Below are 20,381 nucleotides of genomic sequence, written 5' to 3'. Positions count from 1 at the left end.
CATTCTATGAGCGGTTCCTATGAGGGGGCACAGGACGGGAGATTCTCCGCTTCGCCCTGAGCGATCATGTCGACCGCGTCCACGGCATCGTCGAGCGTCTCGACGCTGACGACCGTGAGGCGATGCGGAACGTGGCCGACGACCTCCGCGCAGTTCGATGCGGGAGCGAGGAAGAAGTCGTTGCCGGCGTTCGATGCGCCGTACAGCTTCTGACGGATGCCGCCGATCGCCCCGATGTCGCCCTCGGCGGTGATCGTTCCGGTGCCGGCGATGTTCTCGCCGCCCGTCATCTCCCCCTCGGTCAGGGTGTCGATGATGCCGAGCGCGAACATCGTGCCGGCGCTCGGCCCGCCCACGTTGTCGAGCTGGATCGAGATGTCAACGGGATTCTCGTAGCTCACCGAGAGCAGCGCGCCGATCGCCCAGCTGTCGTCCTCGAGCTTCTCGGGGGTGACCTCTTCCGTCACCTCATCACCGTCGCGCTCGAGTGTGAGGACGACCGGGTCGCCGGCGGCCGCCGCGATCCCGTCACGCAGTCCGGTCACCTGCTCCACCGTCTGCCCGTCCACGGCGCGGATCAGGTCGCCCTCTTCGATGAGGCCCTGCGAGGGCGAGTCATCGGTCAGGGACACAACGCGGATGTCCGCGGGCACGTCGTAGCCGAGGTGCCGCAGCGCCGCGGCCTCCGCCTCGCTCTGCGAATCGGTCATCGCGGCCTGGTTCTGCGCGTCGCGCTGCTCGCTCGTCTGCCCCTCGGGGAACACCGCGCTGATCGGCACGATCGCGCGCGACCGATCGAACCACGCCGAGGCCAGTTCGATCCACGACAACGGGTGCTCGCGGTTGCCGACGACCTCGACGGTCGTGAGAGAAAGGGACCCCGTGGTCTCGTGGGCCTCGCCGTCGGGCACACTGATGAGCGGCACTTCTGCGCCGTCGGCATCCTGGACGGCGCCGATCGTGTTGTACACCGGGCCCGGTCGCTGCAGCACGTATTCGGTCGGCAGGAAGCTCATGACAAGCAGTGCGACGAGCGCGACGACGAGTGCAATGGATCCCGCGACGACGCGGCGCGGCCACGCGCGTGGTTCCTGTGGACTATCCGACAACGCGGTAAGCCTTTCTGATCACGGGCACGACCGGCCCCAGAGACGTTAGCGTAGTTCCTGTACCCACAATGCAGGCTGAGCACCGCGGAAAGGCGGCTCTCGTGAGCGACGACAACACCCCTGACGACGACTTCCAGGAGATGCTCCGCCGAATGCTCGGCGGCGAGGGGGCCGAACAGCTGCAGAACATGGGCGTCGACCCCGCCCAGATGCAGCAGATGATGTTCGCCCTGCAGCAGGCCATGAATTCCTCCGGCGATGAGGGGATCTCGTGGGATGCCGCGAAGACCGGCGCGCTGCACATCGCGAATCAGGCGGGCACGTCGATCAGCTCCCGCGATCGCGCCGACCTCGACCAGGCCTTCCAGCTCGCCGACCTCTGGCTCGGCGAGGCTACAACGCTCGCCGCCACGGGAGAGCCGCTGCAGGTCCTCACCCGCGGCAACTGGGTGGAGCAGACGCTTCCGGTCTGGCAGGAGCTCGCGGAGCCGGTCGCGACGAGCGTCGCCGATGCCCTGACGAGCGCGCTCGATCAGCAGGCGCCCGATGAGATGCAGGGCATGATCCAGGGCGCGAGCCGCATGCTGCGCCAGGTCGGCGGCACGCTGTTCGCGAACCAGCTCGGCCAGGTCGTCGGCAAGCTGTCGAAGGAGGTCGTGTCGGGCGGCGACGTCGGGCTTCCGCTGCTTCCCACGGGCACGGCGGCCATCGTGCCGCAGAACTTCGCCGACCTCGGCGACGGACTCGGCATTCCCGATGACCAGCTCGCGCTGTACTTCGCGGCCCGCGAGCTCGCGCACGCGCGCCTGTTCAAGCACGCCAAGTGGCTGCGCCTGCACGTCATGAGCCAGGTCACCGACTACGCGCGCGGGATCCACGTCGACACCCAGGTGCTCGAGGATCTCGCCGAGCGCTTCGACCCGTCGAATCCCTCGGAGCTGCAGGACGCGCTGCAGTCGGGCGCTCTGCTCCCCCAGCAGTCGGAGGCGCAGCAGAACGCGCTCGCGCGGCTCGAGAACATGCTCGCCCTGATCGAGGGGTGGGTCGACGTCGTCGCGGCCGACGCCACGAGCCGCGTGCCGAGCCTCGACAAGATCGCGGAGGCGACGCGTCGCCGCCGCGCGGTCGGCGGTCCGGCGCAAGACGCGCTCGGCGCGCTCGTCGGCCTGCAGCTCAAGCCGCGTCGCCTGCGCGAGGCGGCCGCAATGTGGCGGACGGTCGGCGACGCCGTCGGCCAGGACGCGCGCGACGCACTGTGGGACTATCCCGACCTCGTTCCGAGCGCGTCGGACATCGACGATCCGTCAGCCCTCATCGCCCGCCTCGAGGCCGCCGCCCGCGGCGACGAGGCGCCTCGCGACGAGATGGACGACGCCCTCGCACAGTTGCTCGCGGACGCCGAGGATGGGGACGACGAGGGCGAGGACAGCGCCGACGGCACCGAGGGCCCGGAGGGTCCGCGGCCCGCGTGACGCACCGTCCACAGGGGCCGATCTCGAGATCGACCTGTGGATAACCGGATGTGACCGGCCGCGGCGCGGCAGAATCGGGCCATGCCGATGATCGAGGTCGACCCCGCGCGCCCCGTGCTGTGGCGCGATGCGCGGTCACTGCAGATCGGCGCGCGTCCGGCCGTCGTCGTGCTCGAGGATCCGTCGCGCTGGCAGCTCAAGCTGCTCGCCGCGCTCGAGGGCGGCATCCCGGCCGGGCGGATCGCGGGCGTCGCGGCCGCGTTCGGCGCCGAGCCCGCGGAGACGGCGGCGTTCCTCGCCGTGCTCGGCCCCGCACTGCGTGAGGTCGCGGCGCCGCGCGAGATCTCGCTCGTCACCGCGGACCGCGTGCCGCACGAGGCCGTGCTCGGCATGTTCGATGGGCTCCGCGACGCCGGATTCGTCGCGGTGCGGCGCACCGCCATCGAAGCGGCGTCCGGCGGCGCCGCGATCCTGCTCGGCCGCGATCTCGTTCCCCCGCACCTCGCCCGCGAGATGATGAGCGCCGACGTGCCGCACCTTCCCATCTCGCTCGAGGTCGGGCGCGCGGTCGTCGGCCCCTACATCCTGCCGGGCACGACGGCCTGCCTCTCGTGCCTATGGGAGCACGAGCGCGAGCGGGACGCCGCGTGGCCGATGATCGCGACCCAGCTCGCGTCGCGCACGACCGGCGCCGACCCGTCGCGCACGCTCGGAGCGCTCGCTGCCTCGCTCGTCGCGCGCGTCGTCTCCTCCGTCGATGAGCGCTCGTCGCGCACCCGATCCGTCGCCGTCAGCCTCGACGGGCGGCGCCGGTGGCGCTCGCATCGACCTCACGCAGCGTGTCTGTGCCGATCTCCGCGAGAAAGCGAGATGCCCGTCGCCCTGCTCGACCGCCCCGAGACCACGACACCACGAGGCGCCGCTCGGCGCGGGTGATGCCGACGTAGGCGAGGCGGCGCTCTTCGTCGATGCCGTCGAGGCTCGTGGCGTACGAGATCGGCAGCAGCCCCTCCGACGCGCCCACGAGGAAGACGGTCGGCCATTCGAGGCCCTTCGCCGCGTGCAGCGTCGCGAGCGTGACGGTCGTCAGCGCGGGCTCGTGCTGATCCTTCGCGCGCGCCAGCAGATCGTCGGCGAACCCGCGCATCGTCGATCCGGGCCCGGCCTCCTCCGCGAGCCGGAGGATCGCCTGCCGCGCCTCCCAGGCCGTGCGCCGCGCGCCGCCGGCCTCGGGCGCTTCGTCGGTGTGGCCGAGCCCTCGGAGCACATCGCGGACCGCGCCCGAGAAGGTCAGGTCGCTCGGCGCGACCGCGGCCGCCCGGATCGCGAGGATCGCCTGTCGCACCTCCGGCATGTCGAAGAACCGCGTGCCGCCGATCGCGCTCGTCGGGATCTGCTGCTGCGCGAGCGCCTGCTGCAGCGGCGCGGACTGCGCATGCGACCGGTAGAGCACGGCGATATCGCCCGGCTGCGCTCCCCCGTCGATCAGTGCACGGATCCGCCGCGCCACGCCGTCGGCCTCGGCCGCGTCGTGCTCATAGGCCGTGACGGTCGGCGCCGGTGCGCCCTCCTCAGCGGATGCGGCGGTCAGCCGCAAGGCGCCGGGCCGATCGCGCATCAGGGCGTTCGCGACGGCGAGGACGGGCGGCGCCGAGCGATAGTTGCGCTCGAGGCGCACGATCGTGCTGTCGCGATACGTGCTGCCGAAATCGAGCAGGAACGATGCGTCGGCGCCCGTGAAGGAGTAGATGGTCTGGCTCGCGTCTCCGACGACGCAGATGTCGCGGCGGTTGCCGAGCCACAGCTCGAGGAGCCTGTTCTGCAGCGCCGAGACGTCCTGGTACTCGTCGACCGTGAAGTGCCGGTACTGCTCCCGCACGGCAACGGCGACCTTCGGCTCCGACTCGATCATGCCGGCGCACGCGAGCAGCACGTCCTCGAAATCGAGCTGACGGCGCTCGTCTTTGAGCTTCTCGTACGCGCCCATCAGGTCGACGAGCGCGGTCGGCGAGACTGATCCGACGCGGCGCTCGAGCGCCGCGTACTGCTCGATCGAGCGCATCGTGACCTTGCGCCACTCGATCTCGGCTGCGATGTCTCGCAGCGTGTTCGTGTCTGGCCGAAGCTTCACCGAATCGGCCGCGTGCGCGAGCAGGCGCACCTTGTTATCGACGATCCTGGGGGCCGTGTCGCCCGCCACCGTCGGCCAGAAGTAGTTCAGCTGCGCGAGCGCGGCCGCGTGGAACGTCTTCGCCTGCACACCGACGACGCCCATGGCGCGCAGCCGGCCGCGCAGCTCGCCCGCGGCCTTCGACGTGAACGTCAGCGCGAGCACGCGGTTCGGCGTGTACGTGCCCTCCTCGACGCCGTACGCGATGCGGTGCGTAATGACGCGCGTCTTGCCGGTGCCGGCGCCGGCGAGCACCGCCACGGGACCGCGCACGATCTCCGCCGCGCGACGCTGTTCGGCGTCGAGCGAGTCCAGCGCGCTCACGGCGCGGGATCCTCCGCCTCGTCGTACCAGGTGCGGATCAGTCGATGCGCGACCGAGATCCCCCCGGGAACCCGCACGTCCAGCTCGCCCGCAAGCCCGCGGCCGATCTCCTCGCGCGTGAACCAGCGCGCCTCGACGATCTCCTCGCCGTCGGGCCGGACCTCTGCCTCGTCGACGACGGTGGCGTGGTATCCGAGCATGAGCGAGCGCGGATAGGGCCAGGCCTGCGATTCGATGTAGCGCACGTCGCGCACGCGCACACCGGCCTCTTCGACCAGCTCGCGATGGATCGCCGATTCCGCCGATTCGCCCGCCTCGACGAAGCCCGCGAAGCACGAGAACATCTCCCCGTGCCACAGGGCGTTCGCACCGAGCAGCAGGCGCTGGCGGTCCTCGCTCATGACCGCGACGATCACAGCGGGATCCGTGCGCGGAAAATGCTCGCGACGGCACTGGGTGCACCCGCGGGCCCAGCCGGCCATGCGCTGCTCGGTGGCGGATCCGCATGCGGGGCAGAACGACGCGTCCGCGAGCCATCGGCCGAGCGCGACCGCGCTCGTGCCGAGCTCGACCTCAGGCTGCGACATGCTGACGGCCGCGTCGCGGAAGGCAGACCACTCCCCTGCGGGGGCCGATGCGTCGCGGTCTCCGAGCACGGCGAGCAGCACGCCGGCGCCGCTCGGAGCGCGCCCGAGGAAGGCCCACGTCGCGTCTCCCACGTCCGCGGGCGATGCGATGGCGAGCGTCCCGTCGGATGTCGCGATCCGGTCGCCGATCACGCTGACGACGAGCGTGAGGTCGTCGCCGCGCAGCCTGTCGAGGAGGCCATCGTCCATGCGCTCGTCTGCGCTCAGATCGATCGGAAAAGCGGCGGATGCAGGCATCGACTCCCTCTCTGCGGGGCGTGGCGGGGCGGGGCGCACGTGTGCGCCACCTAGTCTGGGCGGCATGGCACGAACCACCCTCACTCTAGCCGCGGCCGCATCCGCGGCGCTGCCGGACGCCGCGATCCGCTCCACCAGGCGCCTCACGGCAGACGGGTCGGGCCGGTTCGATGCCGCGCTCATCACGCTCGCGGACGGCGAGAAGCTCGTCGTGCGCATTCCGACCTCGGCCGAGGTCGACCAGGAGATCGACAGCGAGCTCGTCGCGCTGCGCGCTCTCACCGCCGGCGCCCGCGCATACCTCGGGTTCGATGCTCCGCAATCGCGCGGAACCGCCGCGATCGGCGACGCGCGCATCGTCGTGATGACATACCTGCCGGGTTACCAGGTCGAGGCCGCCCACATTCCGGCCGGTCGCGGCGTCGCGGGCGAGATCGGCGGGGCGATCGCCCGCGTGCACGGACTGCCCCCGTCGGTCGTGCGCGCGGCGGGGCTGCCCGAGCGCTCGCCCGCCGATGCTCGGGCCGGTCTCGAGCGGCTTCTGGACGCGATCGGCCGGTCGGGCCGCGTGCCGGTGCGCCTGATGGTGCGTTGGCGGGAGGCCGTCGAGGACGACCGGTTGTGGGGCTACGAGCAGGTCGTCGTGCTCGGCGGCGCGCAGGCAACGTCGTTCGTCCTCCAGGACGACGCCGATGATGTTCCGCGCGTGACAGGCGTGCTCGACTGGCAGGGCCTCTCGATCGGCGATCCCGCAGTCGACCTGCACTGGACAGCCGGTGCGTCCGAGGGTGCGGAAGACGTGTTCCGCGGTTACGGCGATGCCGCCGTGCGCTCGCCCGATGCCGCGCTGCGCGTGCGCGCACGGCTGCACGCCGAGCTCGAGTTCGCCCGCTGGCTCCTGCACGGCATCGAGGCTCACCGCACCGACATCGTCGACGACGCGGCCGCGCTGCTCGACTCGCTCTCGGCGGGGCTCGTCGACGACGACCTGATGGCGGATCTGCCCGTGCGCGACCGCGCCGACGTCAGCGAGGCGATCGCCCTGCTCGATCGCATGCCCCGGACGACCCCGAACGGGTCGGACACCTCGATGCACACCGACCAGTTCGACCCCGACGAGCTGCGCCTGCACTCGGAGGAGTCGTGGGACGCGGCGCCGCCGCGCACGGTCGACCCGGACGATGCCACCCGCCCCGTCGACGACGCGACGCAGCCGGTCGACGTCGACGAGAAGGACTAAGGCTTCCGCGCCGCCCTCCAGCGCGCGATGAGCTCGCGCTCCCCCATCGCTCCCTCGTCGCGCAGCACGAGCTCGTCGGGCACGTAGAACAGCGCGACGTCGATCTCATCGAGCGGCACGCCGTGGCGCCGGTGGTAGGCGAGCCGATACAGCGCCAGCTGCAGCATGCGGTCGGTGCGTTCTGCGGGCGTGCGCGGCGCCTTCCCGGTCTTCCAGTCGACGATCTCGATCCTGCCGTTTCTGCGGTACACGGCGTCGAGCTTGCAGATCATGATGTGGGGCGGCTCGTTCTCGTCGAGGACGAGAGGGAAATCGACCTCGGTCTCGACCTCGATCGGCTTCAGGATCGCCCATTCGCTGCGCTCGAACTTCTCGCGCAGCACGCCGAGGTCGCGTGCGTCGTCGTCGGTCTGCGCCGCGGGATCCGCCCACTCCTCGCCGTCGTCGGTGTCCCATAGCGCGTCATCGATCGACGCCGCGCGGGCCGTGAGTCCCGAGCGCTCTTCGACCCACTGGTGGAACAGCGTGCCGAGCCGGGTCTGGCGGTACGGCCGCTCGGGCATCGGGCGCGCAAGAGCGGAGATCGTCTCGTCGAAACCGACCACGTAGTCCTTGAACTTCGACGCCGGCACGCGCGTGGGCACCGGCATCACGCGGGTGGCGCCCCGCGCATCGCGCTCGTCGAGCAGGCGCTGCAGCTCGACCGTCGGTTCGGCCATCTCGGCGCCGCGCACCAGATCGGCTGCCGCTGCCACCCGGGCGCGGCGGGCGCCGAGGGCATCGAGCGGCCACGAGATCGTCGCGCCCTCGCCCGCGTAAGGGTTCTCGTCGTCGTACGACTTCGTTTCAGCATCCTTCGTCATCTCGGGCACCGCATCCCGACCCAGCGCCGCGAGGATCTCGACGAGGTAAGCGCTGGGGTTGCGGGGTTCGCTCTGCCCCGCCCAGTACGAGCCCGTCAGCAGCAGGTGGGTGCGCGCACGCGTGACCGCGACGTACGCGAGCCGCCGCTCCTCGTCGGCGTGATGGTCGCGGTTGCCCTGCTCGAACGCGTCGAACGCCGCCTTCAGCTCCTTGGTCTCGGCGCGGAGCGCCTTCGCGTCCGGGATGACGGCCGGAGCCTGCCAATCGAACGACGGCAGCGCGGCCGCGTCGCCGCGGAACGCGTTCGGCAGGCTGCCCATGCGGAACCCGCCCGACTTGTTCTTGATCGATCCGGGGAACTCGTTCGCGACGAGGCGCACGACCGCGACCGCGTCCCACTCGAGGCCTTTCGAGCCGTGCACCGTCAGCAGCTGCACCACACCCGGCTCGGGCGCCTCGGCGCGCGGCGCCATGTCGTCCTTCTTCTCGGCGTGGTCGAGCCAGCTCAGCACGCTGCCGAGCGTGCCGCGCTCGTCGACCGAGAGGAAGCCGCGCACCTCATCGGCGAACGCGCGCAGCTGGCTCGCGGCCGTGCGCGCGGCGCCGCGCGATTCGTTCGCCGGCAGCTCGATGTCGAGGCGCAGCTCCTGCTCGATGAGCCGGATCAGGTCGGGCACGGGCTGCGACGATGCCCGCCGCAGCCGGTCGAACATCTCGCCCGACTCCTTGAGGCGCGCGAGCCCCTCCTCGGTGAACGCCGAGAGGAAGCCGTGGTCGGCACGGCTGCGCCGAACGAAATCGAGCGCGTCGATGATCGAGACCTGCTCGTCGATGCCCGCCGAATCTCGCACCCGTTGCGTGACGTCGGCGCTGAGCGGCGCCAGCGCCTGGTCTCTCGTCGACAGGCTGACCGCCACGTCATGCAGCGCCCCCATGTCGGCCACCCCGACCGCGAAGCGCGGTCCGACGAGGAGGCGGATGAGCGCGGAGCCCTGGAGCGGGTCGTGGATCACGCGCAGCGCGCTCACGACGTCGGTCACCTCGGGCACCGACAGCAGGCCGCCGAGCCCGAGGATCCGGTGCGGCACGCCCCGCTCGCCGAGCGCATCGGCGAATCGCTGCATGTGCGCCTTGCTGCGGAACAGCACGGCGCCCGTCAGCGGGTCGCGGCCCGTGTGCTCGGCCTGCCGGCGCGCGAACCAGTCCGCCACGCCTGCGGCCTCCTCATCGATCGTGCGCGGGTACGTCACGTCGACGACGCCCGGGCCCGCCCCGTCGCGCGCCCCGAGCTCGGACACCCCGGTGCGGGGCGCCGTCTCGAAGCTCTTCACGAGCGTGTTCGCCGCCGTAAGGATGCTCGTGTCATTGCGCCAGCTCGTCATCAGCTCGAACCGGTGCGCCGGCTTCTCCTGCGCGAAGTCGGCGGGGAAGCTCGGGATGTTGTCGGCGCTCGCGCCGCGCCAGCCGTAGATCGCCTGATTCGGATCGCCGACGGCCATCACGGCGCTGTCGCGGAACAGCGCGGCGAGCAGCCTCGTCTGCAGGACGGAGGTGTCCTGATATTCGTCGAGCAGCACGACGGGGTACTGCTCCCGCAGCTGCTCGATGACGTCCGGTGCGGCTTCGGTGACGTCAAGAGCCCCCGCGACCTGGTTGGCGAACTCGAGCACCCCGCGCCTCGATTTCTCGGCCTCGTAATCGGCGACGATGTCGAGGAACGTCGGAAGCGCGGTCAGCGCGCGATGGGCCGATTCCCACGAGCGCGTCGTCGCGACGGAATCGTCGACGAACGGGGCGAACTCGGCGGCCTGGCGCACCGCGTACCGCCGCACGGCCTCGGGATCGGCCCGGTGGTCGAGCAGCTCGCCCGAGAGCGTGCGGATCGCGTCGACGAGCGGGCCCAGCGTGCCGTCCATGTCCTCGAGGCCGGCGCCCTCGGCGCGCACCGCGACCCGTCGCGCCACGATCCATGCGGACGAGTCCGCGAGCATCGCCGCGTCGGGATCGCGCCCGATGCGCGCGGCGTTCTCGCGCACGATCGCGTCGGCGAACGCGTTGTAGGTGGACACCCGCGGTCGATCGAGCAGGTCGTCGGCGACCGCGGACTCATCGGCCTCGTGCCCGCGGCGCGCGGCGAAGATCTCGATCACGTCGCGGATGATCGCCCGGCGCTGCGCGCGGGGCTTCACACCCTCGAGCCGGGCGAACTCGTCGCTGGCGACGATCTCGGCCAGGTGCGGCAGCAGACCCCGCCGGCCGTACTCGTCGAGCTGCGCGAGGCGATCCGCGATGCGCTCGGCGAGCTCGCCCGCCGCCTTGCGGGTGAACGTCAGCCCCAGGATCTCGTCGGCGCGCACGAAGCCGTTCGCGACGAGCCACAGCACCCGCATCGACATCGTCTCGGTCTTGCCGCTGCCGGCGCCGGCCACGACGAGCGCGGGCTCGGCCGCTGCCTCGATAACGCGCGTCTGATCGGGCGTCGGCGGGAACAGATCGAGCGCCCGCGCGATCACCCCGGCCGATAGGCCCCGTCCCTCGGTGAATGTCATGAGCTGACCGCTCCGATCGTGTGAATCCGGCAGACCGGGGCCATGCGCTGGCCCTGGCAATGCGTCTCGACGGCGGCGACGAAGCTCGAGGCCGCCATGCCGCGCGCCGCCTCCGCGACGGCGTGCAGGAAGGCCTCACGGGCCTCGCCGCCCAGCGTGTGCTGATGGGCGAGGCGGTACGGGCTCTCGCCGATGGTCTTCGACACGACGACGAGTCGCGCCCCCGCGAGCGCGCCCGGATCGGCGCCGTCGACGAGCCCCTGAGCGACGGCGAGCTGATAGGCCGAGAGCTGCGCGTCGCCCGCGACGAGGTCGTCGTTGGTGCGATCCTCCGATTTGCCGGTCTTCAGGTCGACGACCACGACGCGGCGACCGGCGTCCTCGTCCGGCGCTGCCATCGCCTGCCACGCTGTCTTGCTGCCTCGCGCGCCGCGGCGCGCGATCGCGTGGTCGCCCGAGCCGCGCGGATACTCCTCGACGCGGTCGATGAATCCTCCGACGACCGCGTTGCCGGGCGCGTACGCCTCGCCGCCGGGCACGACCTGCTCGTCGGTGGTGGAGATCGCCAGGCGGAAGGCGCCCTCGGAGGAGACGACCCGGCCGTTCTGCAGCGCCACCTGCGCGAGGTAGCCATCGAGGCGCTCGAGGTACTCCTCGGCGCGGCGCCGCTCGCGGGCGGCGATCCACGGCGCCTCGAAGTCGAGCTCGCCCCACCTCGCGTCGAGCACGGCCCTCATCTCGTCGATCCCGCCCTCCGGAACCTGTTCGAGCGCCGCGTGCAGCAGGGTGCCGATGCCGGCGCTGGGAGACGTGATCGCGTCGCCGCCGAGCGCGCCGATCACCCAGCCGAGACCGCACTCGGTGAAGGCGTCGATCTGCGACGGCGACACCTTGACGTAGGTCTGCTCGAGGTCGCGCAGCGGCCGCGTGGTCGACGGCTCGCGCACCCCGTACCACTCGTCGGGATCGGCGCCAGGAACCCCGTGGGCCGCGAGCGCGCGCAGCTGACCGGCGGCCTCGGCGCGCGCTCGCTCGTCGGGCGAGCTGGTCAGGGTGCGGCGGTGCTTCGCGGTGAGCCCCCGCAAGGTGAGCGGGTGCTCGTCGCCCGCCGCCGCCGGAGTCGCGGGCGGAAGCTGCGAGAACAGCGGGCTCGCGATCTGATCGTCGTTGTCGACCGCCGTGACGATGAGCCGGGTCGTGGCGCGCGACGCCGCCCGGACGAACAGCCTCAGCTCGTCGTGCAGGGCCTGGCGCCGCCGGTCGATCAGCGGCTCGTCGACCGGATCGCTTCCGTCGCGCGCCGCGCGCACGGCATCGACGAGGCGCCAGGATCCGAGGATTCCGCCGCGCAGGCGCGTGTTCGGCCATACCCCGTCCTGCAGCCCCGCGATCACGACGACGTCGAACTCGGTCGACAGCGCGTTCGCGGGCGTGAGGAGCGTCACGGCGTCGTGACGCTCGGGCGACGAGAGCGTGTCCTCGGGGACATCGCTGTCGAGGATCTCGCGGATGAAGCGCTGCGGGCCCTCGTTCGGGTTGCGCTCGATCGCGCGCTTGGCTGCGTCGAACAGGGCGACGAGCCCATCGAGGGCGCGGGAGACCTCGCCCGAGAGCGGCCCGGGCGAGGTCGCGATGCGGTGCCAGGGCTCTGCGAGCCGCGAACGATCCCACACGTGCCAGAGCAGGTCGTGCACCGTGCCGCCCTTCTCTGCCATCACGGCGACCTGCGACAGCGTCACGGCGAACCGCTCGGCGGCTCGCCCCTCGCCCGTGTCGAGGGTGGCGAACAGCACCGGGTGCGCGAACCCCTCCCTCAGCAGCTCTCTCGCCGGCCGCGTGCCGCCGACCTCGAGCTCGGCGTGCCGCAGCGCGCCGCGCAGGCGCCGGAGCCCCACGCCGTCGAAACCGCCGAACGGCGTGCGGAGGGCCTCGACCAGCTGATCGACCTCGCGGTCGGCCACGGGCGTCAGGCCGAGGCGCACGATCTCCATGATCTGGCGCACGGCGCGCTCGCTGCCGAGCGGACGGGGCACGCCCGCCGCCCTCGTGGGCACGTCGCGCGCGGCGAGCTCGGTGTCGAGCGCGACCAGCTGTCGCGTGTCGTGGGCGATCACCGCCATGCGGCCCCACGCCGTGGCGCCGCCGAGGTGGAGCTCGCGCAGCCGCCGGGCAATGAGATCGGCCTCCTCGCCGGGCGACGAGGCGCGCAGGGTCGTGACGCGTTCCCACGACTCGGGCTCGGGCCCGGGCGCGCGCCGGTGCTCGACGCGGCCCGCCGCACCGATCGTCTGGGTCAGATGCCGGACGAGCCACGCGAGCTCGCCGCACGATCGATGCTGGCCGTCGAGCACGTGCACGTCGCCGAGCGCGCGGATGAGGTCCGAGAACATGTCGGGCGTGATGCCGCGGAACGCCCCGGAGGCGATGTCGGGGTCGCCGGCCGCGAGCACGGCGACCCCGCGTGCGCGCAGCGCCTCCGCGAGCGCGATCCCGCCGCGGGTGAGCTCCTGAGCGTCGTCGATGAGCACCACCCGCAGCTCGTCGACGCCGGGGATGTGGGACTCGCCGCGCAGCGCATCCACCGCGAGCCCCGTGAGCTCGGATGCGCCGAGCGCCGTCGTGCGCATGCGCTGGATGACCCCGGCATACTCGTCGAGGAGGTCGACGACGGGGGCCCATTCGCCGCCCCTCAGCGCGCGCAGCTCGTCGCGCGACGTGTCGAGCTCGATCGCCTGGTCGAGAAAGGAGCGCACCTCGGACCGGAACTGCCGCGAACGCCTCACGGTCTCGCCGAGGTGGGCGGGCCAATCGATCAGCGCGTCGGAGATGTCGCCCTCGATCAGCTGCGCGAGCACGCGATCCTGTTCCGCCCCCGTCAGCAGTTCGGGCGCCCGGCCACCCGTCGCGCCGGCGCGCACGATCTGGAACGCGAACGACCCGACCGACCGCGCGAGGGGGCCCGGCGTCGCGGCCGATATGCGGGTGCCGAGCCGATCGCGCAGACGCGTCGCCGACGCACGGGACGGCGTGAGCACGAGCACCTGGTCGGGCGTGAGCGGATCGTCGCCCTCGAGCAGCCGCGCGGTGCGCTCGACGAGCACGGCGGTCTTGCCGCTGCCGGGCGCCCCGATCACGGTTCCGCTTTCGGCGGAATCGAGCCCGAGCACCGCGGCCTGACCCGCATCCCATGACATGTCGCTCATGATGCCCACGCTATCCAGAACCCCCGACATCCGAACTGCAATAGGCTTGATGGCGCGCCCGTTTCGGGGCGATCAGCACGACGAAAGGCACGACCCGTGGATATCCGCATCGGCATGATGAATACCGGCCGCGAGCTCAACTTCTCCTCCGCCGAGACGCCCGAGGCAGTCGCGAAGAAGGTCGACGAGGCCCTCGCAGGCACGGCCTCGCTGTCGTTCACCGACGCGAAGGGATCGACCTACATCGTCCCGACGGCGGCCCTCGCCTACGTCGAGATCGGCTCGGAAGAAGTGCGCAAGGTCGGCTTCGTCGCCTAACGCGCAGGGGCGGAGGCGTCAGGCCGCGAGACCCATCGACGTCATCCGCTGAGAGTGGTTGGAGACGAGCGCCGTGAAGACGGGCTCGATCTTCTCCTCGTCATCGGCGTCGATCCGGAGGGCCGATCGGGCGACGAGCAACGTGTCGCCGACGAGGCGCCGCGCCCACATCGACAGCAGGCCCCTCATCTCGTCGTCCTCGTCGATCGTCGCGACGAGCAGATCGACGAGCTGCTCTCGATCGTGCTCGACGCGCAGCACCTGTTCGACCTGGCGCCCCACGTCGCCGTACGTCGCGGCGAGCGCCACGTAGAAGTCGTCGAGCATGCCGGCGGTGATGTGCACCGACAGCATCGTCTCGCGCGGCCGCGCGCCGATGGTCGCCCACCGGAACTCGTCGAGGGGCGCCTGGAACGGGCGCATCAGCCCGGTCGGATCCGCGCCGCGCGAGCGCATGATGTCGACGATCCCGCGGTGCTTCTCGAGCGCCGCACCGGCCGCAATCGAGAGGGCCTCCTTCTCCGTGAGGTCGGGCGTGCGCCGGATCAGCCGGGTCAGGGTCTCGAAATACCCGAGCTGCAGGTACGCCGCCTGGCCGAGGAACACCTCGACGTCGGGAGCGAGCTCCGCGAAGTCGACGCGCACGGCGTCGCTCTGATCTCCGCGCGACCTCAGACGGAGTCGCCGAACAGGACGCCTGCGCTGCCAGAACCAGTTCACCACGTCACCAGGGTACGCTGGTAGCGGCCCCGACACCGGATCGGGGAGCCGCGCCTGTTGAAGATCGAGTGGGGCGTGGACGTCACCACCGGCGGTCGCCTCGCGTCAACGCGCCGCACCGTCGAGACAGGCAGCACATTTCATGACCGCATTCGCCGATCTCGCGATCGATCAGGACATCCTCGACCAGTTGGCCGCGAAGGGCATCGAAGACGCCTTCCCCATTCAGGAGCAGACGATTCCGATCTCGCTTCCGGGCCAGGACGTCATCGGCCAGGCGAAGACGGGTACGGGCAAGACGTTCGGCTTCGGGATCCCCGTCGTCCAGCGCCTCGGCATCGACCCTGAGCCGGGCGTGAAGGCGCTCATCGTCGTTCCCACGCGCGAGCTGGCGACGCAGGTTTACGAAGACATGGATCTGCTGACCGGGGGCCGCTCGACGAGCGTCGTCGCCATCTACGGCGGCAAGGCCTACGAGGGGCAGATCGAGCAGCTCCGCGCGGGCGCACAGATCGTCGTCGGAACGCCGGGCCGCCTCATCGACCTCGCGGGCCAGGGCCTGCTCGACCTGTCGAACGCGACAGAGGTCGTGCTCGACGAGGCCGACAAGATGCTCGACCTCGGCTTCCTCGCCGACATCGAGAAGATCTTCCAGAAGGTCGCCCAGAAGCGCCACACGCAGCTGTTCAGCGCCACCATGCCCGGCCCGATCGTGGCGCTCGCGCGCCGCTTCATGTCGAACCCCATCCACATCCGCGCGTCGGATCCGGATGAGGGCCTCATGCAGGCGAACATCCGCCACATCGTCTACCGGGCGCACCAGCTCGACAAGGACGAGGTCATCGGCCGCATCCTGCAGGCGAAGGATCGCGGCAAGACCGTGATCTTCACGCGCACCAAGCGCCAGGCGCAGCGCCTCGTCGACGAGCTCGGCGACCGCGGCTTCTCCGTGGGCGGCGTGCACGGCGACATGGGCCAGGAACAGCGCGAGCGATCGATGGCCGCGTTCAAAGCCGGCAAGAAGGACGTCATGGTCGCCACCGACGTCGCCGCGCGCGGCATCGACGTGAGCGACGTGTCGCACGTGATCAACCACACGATCCCCGACGACGAGAAGGCGTACCTGCACCGCGTCGGTCGCACGGGCCGCGCGGGACGCACGGGTATCGCGGTGACGTTCGTCGACTGGGACGACCTGCACAAGTGGGCGCTCATCAACCGCGCGCTCGACTTCGGCCAGCCCGAGCCCGTCGAGACCTACTCGACGAGCCCGCACCTGTACACCGACCTCGACATCCCCGAGGGCACCAAGGGTCGCATCACGAAGGCGCCGACGAAGCGCAAGGACGACGAGAAGTCGTCGCGCCCGCCGCGTCGCCGCCGCACCGAGGGATCCGGCGGCCAGGACGCCTCGGACGACAAGCGCCCGGGCGAGGGCACGCACGACGGAACCGGCGCCGAGCACCGCGACGGCCACCCGGCCCCGGCACGCCGCCGGCGTCGTCGCCGCACGCCCAGCCAGGGCGCGTAAGCCTCAGGAGCCCCGCGGGGCTCAGAACACCGGTGCGGATCCCGTGGCGGCGCCGACGATGCGCGCGACCATCGCGGGATCCGTGGTGTTCTCCCCCAGGCGGTTCGGCTTCCCCGCGCCGTGGTAGTCGCTCGACCCCGTCACGATCAGGTCGCGCTCCTCGACGAGCCGTTGCAGCCGCGCGGTCCCCGTCGCTGTGTTCTCCCGGTGTCCCAGCTCGAACCCGGCCAGCCCCGCGTCGAGGAGCTCGCGGATCGCGTGCTCCGGCATCGTGCCGCGACCCGCGGGGTGGGCGATGATCGATACCCCGCCCGCCCGCGCGATCTCGATGACGGCCTCCAGCGGCGTCGGCGCGGCGTGACTGACGTAGTACGGCGAGGCCGGATGCAGCGGCCCGGCGAAGGCCTCCGCCCGGCTCTTGACGATTCCGCGCGCGACGAGCGCGTCGGCGATATGCGGTCGGCCGATCGTCGCGTCTCCCGAGCGCTGTTCGAGCACGTCCTCCCAGGTCACCGGCAGGTCGCGAGCGAGGTTCCGGGCGATCCGCTCCGCGCGCCCGACGCGATCATCGCGGACCCGCGCCATCAGATGCGAGAGCCCCCGGTGATCCGGATCGAACAGGTATGCCAGCACGTGCACGCTGCTGCCCCGGTGCTTCGAGGAGACCTCGGCGCCCGGGAGGAGCGCGATCCCCGATTCGCGGGACGCCCGCGCGGCGTCGTCCCACCCGGCGACCGTGTCGTGATCGGTCAGCGCGATCGTGCGCAGTCCCGCGATCCCCGCCTGGCGCACGACCTCGGCGGGCGCCTCGGTGCCGTCCGAACACTCGGAGTGCATGTGGAGATCGGCGGGCCCGGCGATTTGGGGGGACATCTCAAGGATCCTATGCCCTGCAGTGGCGGAAGTTCACAGCCCGCCTGCTTAGGCTCCAAGGGTGCTTCGCTCGCTAGGTGTTCTCATCACCGTCCTCTTCGCGTGCGCCGCGGCCGTGATCACCTGGCCCGGATTCTTCCACCTCGAGCAGCGCCTGCCCTTCACCCAGATCGTCGCCATGCGCGGCCTCATGGTGGCCGCGTTCGCCGTGCTCGCCGTGGTGTTCCTCATCATCGCGGCCTCCCGCCGCGCGCGGCCGTTCGCCGTGTCGATCGCCGTCGTGTGCGTGATCGCCGCGGTCGCGAGCGGCGTGACCCTCGGGATCCGCGGGTACGGTGCCGCCACCCTCCCCGACAAGGGCGAGGAGAGCGTGCGCGTGATGACATGGAACACCCTTGGGAACGCGACCGGCGCCGATTCGATCGCGCAGACCGCCGTCGCGATGGAGGCCGACATCATCTCGCTGCCCGAAACGGCGGCGGGCGTCGGCGAGGAGGTCGCCGTCATCATGCGCGACCTCGGGCGCCCCATGTGGGTGCACCACGAGGCCTATAACGAAGACGTCGTCGACGGGCCGCAGGCGTGGCAGACGACCCTCCTCATCTCCCCCGATCTCGGCGACTACTCGGTCATCGAGGCCTCCGACTCGGGAACGACCATGCTGCCGTCGGCCATCGCCATGCCGACGAACGGCGATGGCCCGATCGTCGTCGCGGCGCACGCCGTGGCGCCGCAGCCGCAGTACATGGACGCGTGGCGCAGCGACCTGCGCTGGCTCGCCGACCAGTGCGTCGAGGGGAACGTGATCATGGCGGGCGACTTCAACGCGACGCTCGATCACATGTCCGGGCTCGGCGAGGGCGACGGCGACCTCGGCTGGTGCCGCGACGCGGCCGCCGAGACCGGCAACGGCGGCGCGGGAACGTGGCCGACGTCGATCCCGGCGGTGCTCGGCTCCCCCATCGACCACGTGCTCGTCTCGAGCGCGTGGGAGGTCAGCGGATCCATCGTCGTGACGAACCTCGACGACGCGGGCAGCGACCACCGCCCGCTCGTCGCGCAGCTCGAACCCGCCTCCTAGGCTCCAGTGATTAACTGGTGGCATGAGCGATACCACCGACACCACCGCGGCTGACGACACGAACACGAATCGCCGTCAGCCGTTCCCGCAGGGCTTCCTCGACACGATCGGGACCGGCTGGGCCGAGCGAGCGGACGAGATTCCGGATCCGCGCGAGGCCGCGCCGTACGCCGCGGCACGCCGCCAAGCGCTCAGCGCGCGATTCCCCGGTCAGCGCCTCGTGATCCCCGCCGGCGGCTTCGCGCAGCGCTCGAACGACACGGACTTCCCGTTCCGCGCGCACTCGGCGTTCGCCCACCTGACCGGGTGGGGCGCCGACGCGGTTCCCGACTCGCTGCTCGTGTTCGAGCCCGACGGCGACGCGCACGCGGCCACCCTGTTCCTGCGCGACCGCGCGACCCGCGACATGCCCGAGTTCTACCGCGACGCATCGATCGGCGAGTTCTGGGTCGGTCCGCGCCCCTCGCTCGACGCGGTCGCGCACGACCTCGGCATCGCGACGAAGGATATCGGCGAGTTCGCCGCGACCGACCGCGATCTCGTCGTCGGCCGCCACGACGAGCTCACGAGCGCGGTCAGCGAGCTGCGTCTCGAGAAGGACGACTTCGAGGTGCGCCAGCTGCAGCTCGCCGTCGACGTGACGGCGAAGGGCTTCGACGACATCGTGCGGGAGCTGCCGCGCATCATCGCGCACGAGCGCGGCGAGCGGATCGTCGAGGGCGTGTTCCACCTGCGCGCGCGCAGCGACGGCAACTGGGAGGGCTACGACACGATCGCGGCATCCGGCCCCCACGCCTGCTACCTGCACTGGACGCGCAACGACGGCGCCGTCGTGCCGGGCGATCTGATGCTCGTCGACGCCGGCGTCGAGCTCGACAGCCTGTACACGGCCGACATCACCCGCACGATCCCCGTGAGCGGGACGTTCACGCCGATCCAGCGCACGGTCTACGAGGCGGTGCGCGAGGCAGCCGACGCGGCGTTCGCCGCGGCACGGCCCGGAATGAAGTTCCGCGACCTGCACGACACCGCCATGCGCGTCATCGCGGCGCGCACGGCCGAGTGGGGGCTGCTCCCCGTCACCGCCGAGGAGGCCCTCGACGCCGATAAGGGCGGGCAGCAGCGCCGATACATGGTGCACGGCACGAGCCACCACCTCGGCCTCGACGTGCACGACTGCGCCCAGGCGCGCCGCGAGATGTACTACGACGGCGTGGTGACGCCGGGCATGGTGTTCACGATCGAGCCCGGCCTGTACTTCCAGATCGACGACGAGACGGTGCCGGCCGAGTACCGCGGCATCGGCGTGCGCATCGAGGACGACATCCTGATGACCGCCGACGGGCCCGTCAACCTTTCAGCGGCGCTCCCGCGCACGGCCGACGAGATCGAGGCCTGGGTCTCAGGCGCTCAGTCCTCGCGCGGCTGATCCGGATCCGCGGCGGGACGCTCCTCGGCGGGGCGCTCGTCGCGGGGACGGTCGTCGATGCGCACGCCGTACCTCGGCGGCTCGTTCGACGGCGGCCGCGCCACCACGGTGCGCGTCTTCTCCGTGCCGAGCACGCGGCGCGACTCGGGCACGTGCGCGGGCGAGACGGCGACCTCGTAATGATCCGCCGTGATCGCCATGACGCTCGCGAAGTCGCGACGGCGGCGCACGATCGAGTAGTTCAGCAGGCGCAGCGCCATGCCGAACCCGAGGCCGATCAGCAGGATCCCGCCGATGACGGCCGGTTGCAGGTCGGGCATCCAGATGATCGCGAACGCCGCGAACAGCAGGCCGAGCACGATGCCGTTGAGCGCGCCCTGGCGGGCGGCGCGCGCCCAGCCGAGCTTTCCGGTCACCTTCTCGACCGAGCGCAGGGAGCGCCCGACGATCGCGATCTCCTTCGCCGGCACGTCGTTCTCGATCAGTTTCGAGACGGCGCGCTGGGCTCCCTCGTACTTCTTGTACGTCGCGACCGTCTCGCCGACCTCGGGCGCGGGCAGTGCGGCGTTCATCATGCTCATTCTTCGATTCTCCCATGCAGGCGAGCGAAGTAG

14 protein-coding genes are annotated in these 20,381 nt (G+C 71.4%); 6 read left to right on the top strand and 8 right to left on the bottom strand.

Annotation, left to right across the window (positions count from 1 at the left end):
* Positions 1–17 precede the first annotated feature (17 nt).
* Entirely contained in the window at positions 18–1,109 is a 1,092-nt protein-coding gene (locus G510_RS0105555; RefSeq protein ID WP_029152829.1) for a YlbL family protein, read from the bottom strand.
* Between the two features lie 68 nt (positions 1,110–1,177).
* Between G510_RS0105555 and G510_RS0105550 the strand changes: the two genes are divergently transcribed.
* A complete protein-coding gene (locus tag G510_RS0105550; RefSeq protein ID WP_051216410.1) occupies positions 1,178–2,581 on the top strand; it encodes a zinc-dependent metalloprotease in 1,404 nt (467 codons plus the stop codon).
* Positions 2,582–3,371: 790 nt separating this feature from the next.
* Here G510_RS0105550 and G510_RS0105540 read toward each other — a convergent pair.
* On the bottom strand, positions 3,372–5,075 hold the full coding sequence (locus G510_RS0105540) for an ATP-dependent helicase (protein WP_029152826.1): 1,704 nt from the start codon (positions 5,073–5,075) through the stop codon (positions 3,372–3,374).
* On the bottom strand, positions 5,072–5,959 hold the full coding sequence (nudC, locus tag G510_RS18650; RefSeq protein WP_036322068.1) for an NAD(+) diphosphatase: 888 nt from the start codon (positions 5,957–5,959) through the stop codon (positions 5,072–5,074). The genes G510_RS0105540 and nudC overlap by 4 nt, the downstream gene beginning before the upstream one ends.
* Positions 5,960–6,023: 64 nt before the next feature.
* Here nudC and G510_RS15475 point away from each other — a divergent pair, with 64 nt between their 5' ends.
* Positions 6,024–7,199: a phosphotransferase gene (locus tag G510_RS15475; protein ID WP_051216408.1), complete on the top strand. Its 1,176-nt coding sequence runs from the start codon at positions 6,024–6,026 to the stop codon at positions 7,197–7,199.
* Here the strand turns inward: G510_RS15475 and G510_RS0105525 are convergent.
* Both G510_RS0105525 and G510_RS0105520 read right to left on the bottom strand, forming a co-directional pair.
* Positions 7,196–10,612: an ATP-dependent DNA helicase gene (locus G510_RS0105525; RefSeq protein ID WP_029152824.1), complete on the bottom strand. Its 3,417-nt coding sequence runs from the start codon at positions 10,610–10,612 to the stop codon at positions 7,196–7,198. The genes G510_RS15475 and G510_RS0105525 overlap by 4 nt on opposite strands.
* Positions 10,609–13,815, bottom strand: coding sequence for an ATP-dependent DNA helicase (locus tag G510_RS0105520; RefSeq protein ID WP_169562565.1), 3,207 nt, complete (start codon positions 13,813–13,815; stop codon positions 10,609–10,611). The genes G510_RS0105525 and G510_RS0105520 overlap by 4 nt, the downstream gene beginning before the upstream one ends.
* A gap of 96 nt (positions 13,816–13,911) precedes the next feature.
* Here G510_RS0105520 and G510_RS0105515 point away from each other — a divergent pair, with 96 nt between their 5' ends.
* Positions 13,912–14,133 carry a DUF3107 domain-containing protein gene (locus G510_RS0105515; protein ID WP_029152822.1) on the top strand — a complete coding sequence of 74 codons (222 nt, stop codon included), beginning with the start codon at positions 13,912–13,914 and terminating at the stop codon, positions 14,131–14,133.
* 18 nt (positions 14,134–14,151) lie between these two features.
* Here G510_RS0105515 and G510_RS0105510 read toward each other — a convergent pair whose 3' ends face one another.
* The gene (locus tag G510_RS0105510; protein WP_029152821.1) at positions 14,152–14,856 is read right to left on the bottom strand and encodes a ferritin-like fold-containing protein; all 705 of its coding nucleotides are present in this window, start codon (positions 14,854–14,856) and stop codon (positions 14,152–14,154) included.
* Positions 14,857–14,995: 139 nt separating this feature from the next.
* Here G510_RS0105510 and G510_RS0105505 point away from each other — a divergent pair, with 139 nt between their 5' ends.
* Positions 14,996–16,384: a DEAD/DEAH box helicase gene (locus tag G510_RS0105505; RefSeq protein ID WP_029152820.1), complete on the top strand. Its 1,389-nt coding sequence runs from the start codon at positions 14,996–14,998 to the stop codon at positions 16,382–16,384.
* 21 nt (positions 16,385–16,405) lie between these two features.
* On the opposite strand, the gene G510_RS0105500 is transcribed toward G510_RS0105505, so the two are convergent.
* Positions 16,406–17,257, bottom strand: a complete 852-nt coding sequence (locus tag G510_RS0105500) for a PHP domain-containing protein (protein WP_036322065.1) — start codon at positions 17,255–17,257, stop codon at positions 16,406–16,408.
* A gap of 61 nt (positions 17,258–17,318) precedes the next feature.
* Between G510_RS0105500 and G510_RS0105495 the strand changes: the two genes are divergently transcribed.
* Together G510_RS0105495 and G510_RS0105490 are read left to right on the top strand one after the other, a co-directional pair.
* A complete protein-coding gene (locus G510_RS0105495; RefSeq protein ID WP_029152818.1) occupies positions 17,319–18,338 on the top strand; it encodes an endonuclease/exonuclease/phosphatase family protein in 1,020 nt (339 codons plus the stop codon).
* Positions 18,339–18,360: 22 nt separating this feature from the next.
* The gene (locus tag G510_RS0105490) at positions 18,361–19,767 is read left to right on the top strand and encodes an aminopeptidase P family protein (protein ID WP_029152817.1); all 1,407 of its coding nucleotides are present in this window, start codon (positions 18,361–18,363) and stop codon (positions 19,765–19,767) included.
* Here the strand turns inward: G510_RS0105490 and G510_RS15470 are convergent.
* Positions 19,749–20,348 carry a YflT domain-containing protein gene (locus G510_RS15470; protein ID WP_051216404.1) on the bottom strand — a complete coding sequence of 200 codons (600 nt, stop codon included), beginning with the start codon at positions 20,346–20,348 and terminating at the stop codon, positions 19,749–19,751. The genes G510_RS0105490 and G510_RS15470 overlap by 19 nt on opposite strands.
* Positions 20,349–20,381 lie beyond the last annotated feature (33 nt).

This window comes from Microbacterium gubbeenense DSM 15944 (assembly GCF_000422745.1).
Taxonomy (GTDB): Bacteria; Actinomycetota; Actinomycetes; order Actinomycetales; family Microbacteriaceae; genus Microbacterium; species Microbacterium gubbeenense.
Note: the sequence above shows the minus strand (reverse complement) of the source record. Positions and strands in the feature narration are given on the sequence as shown.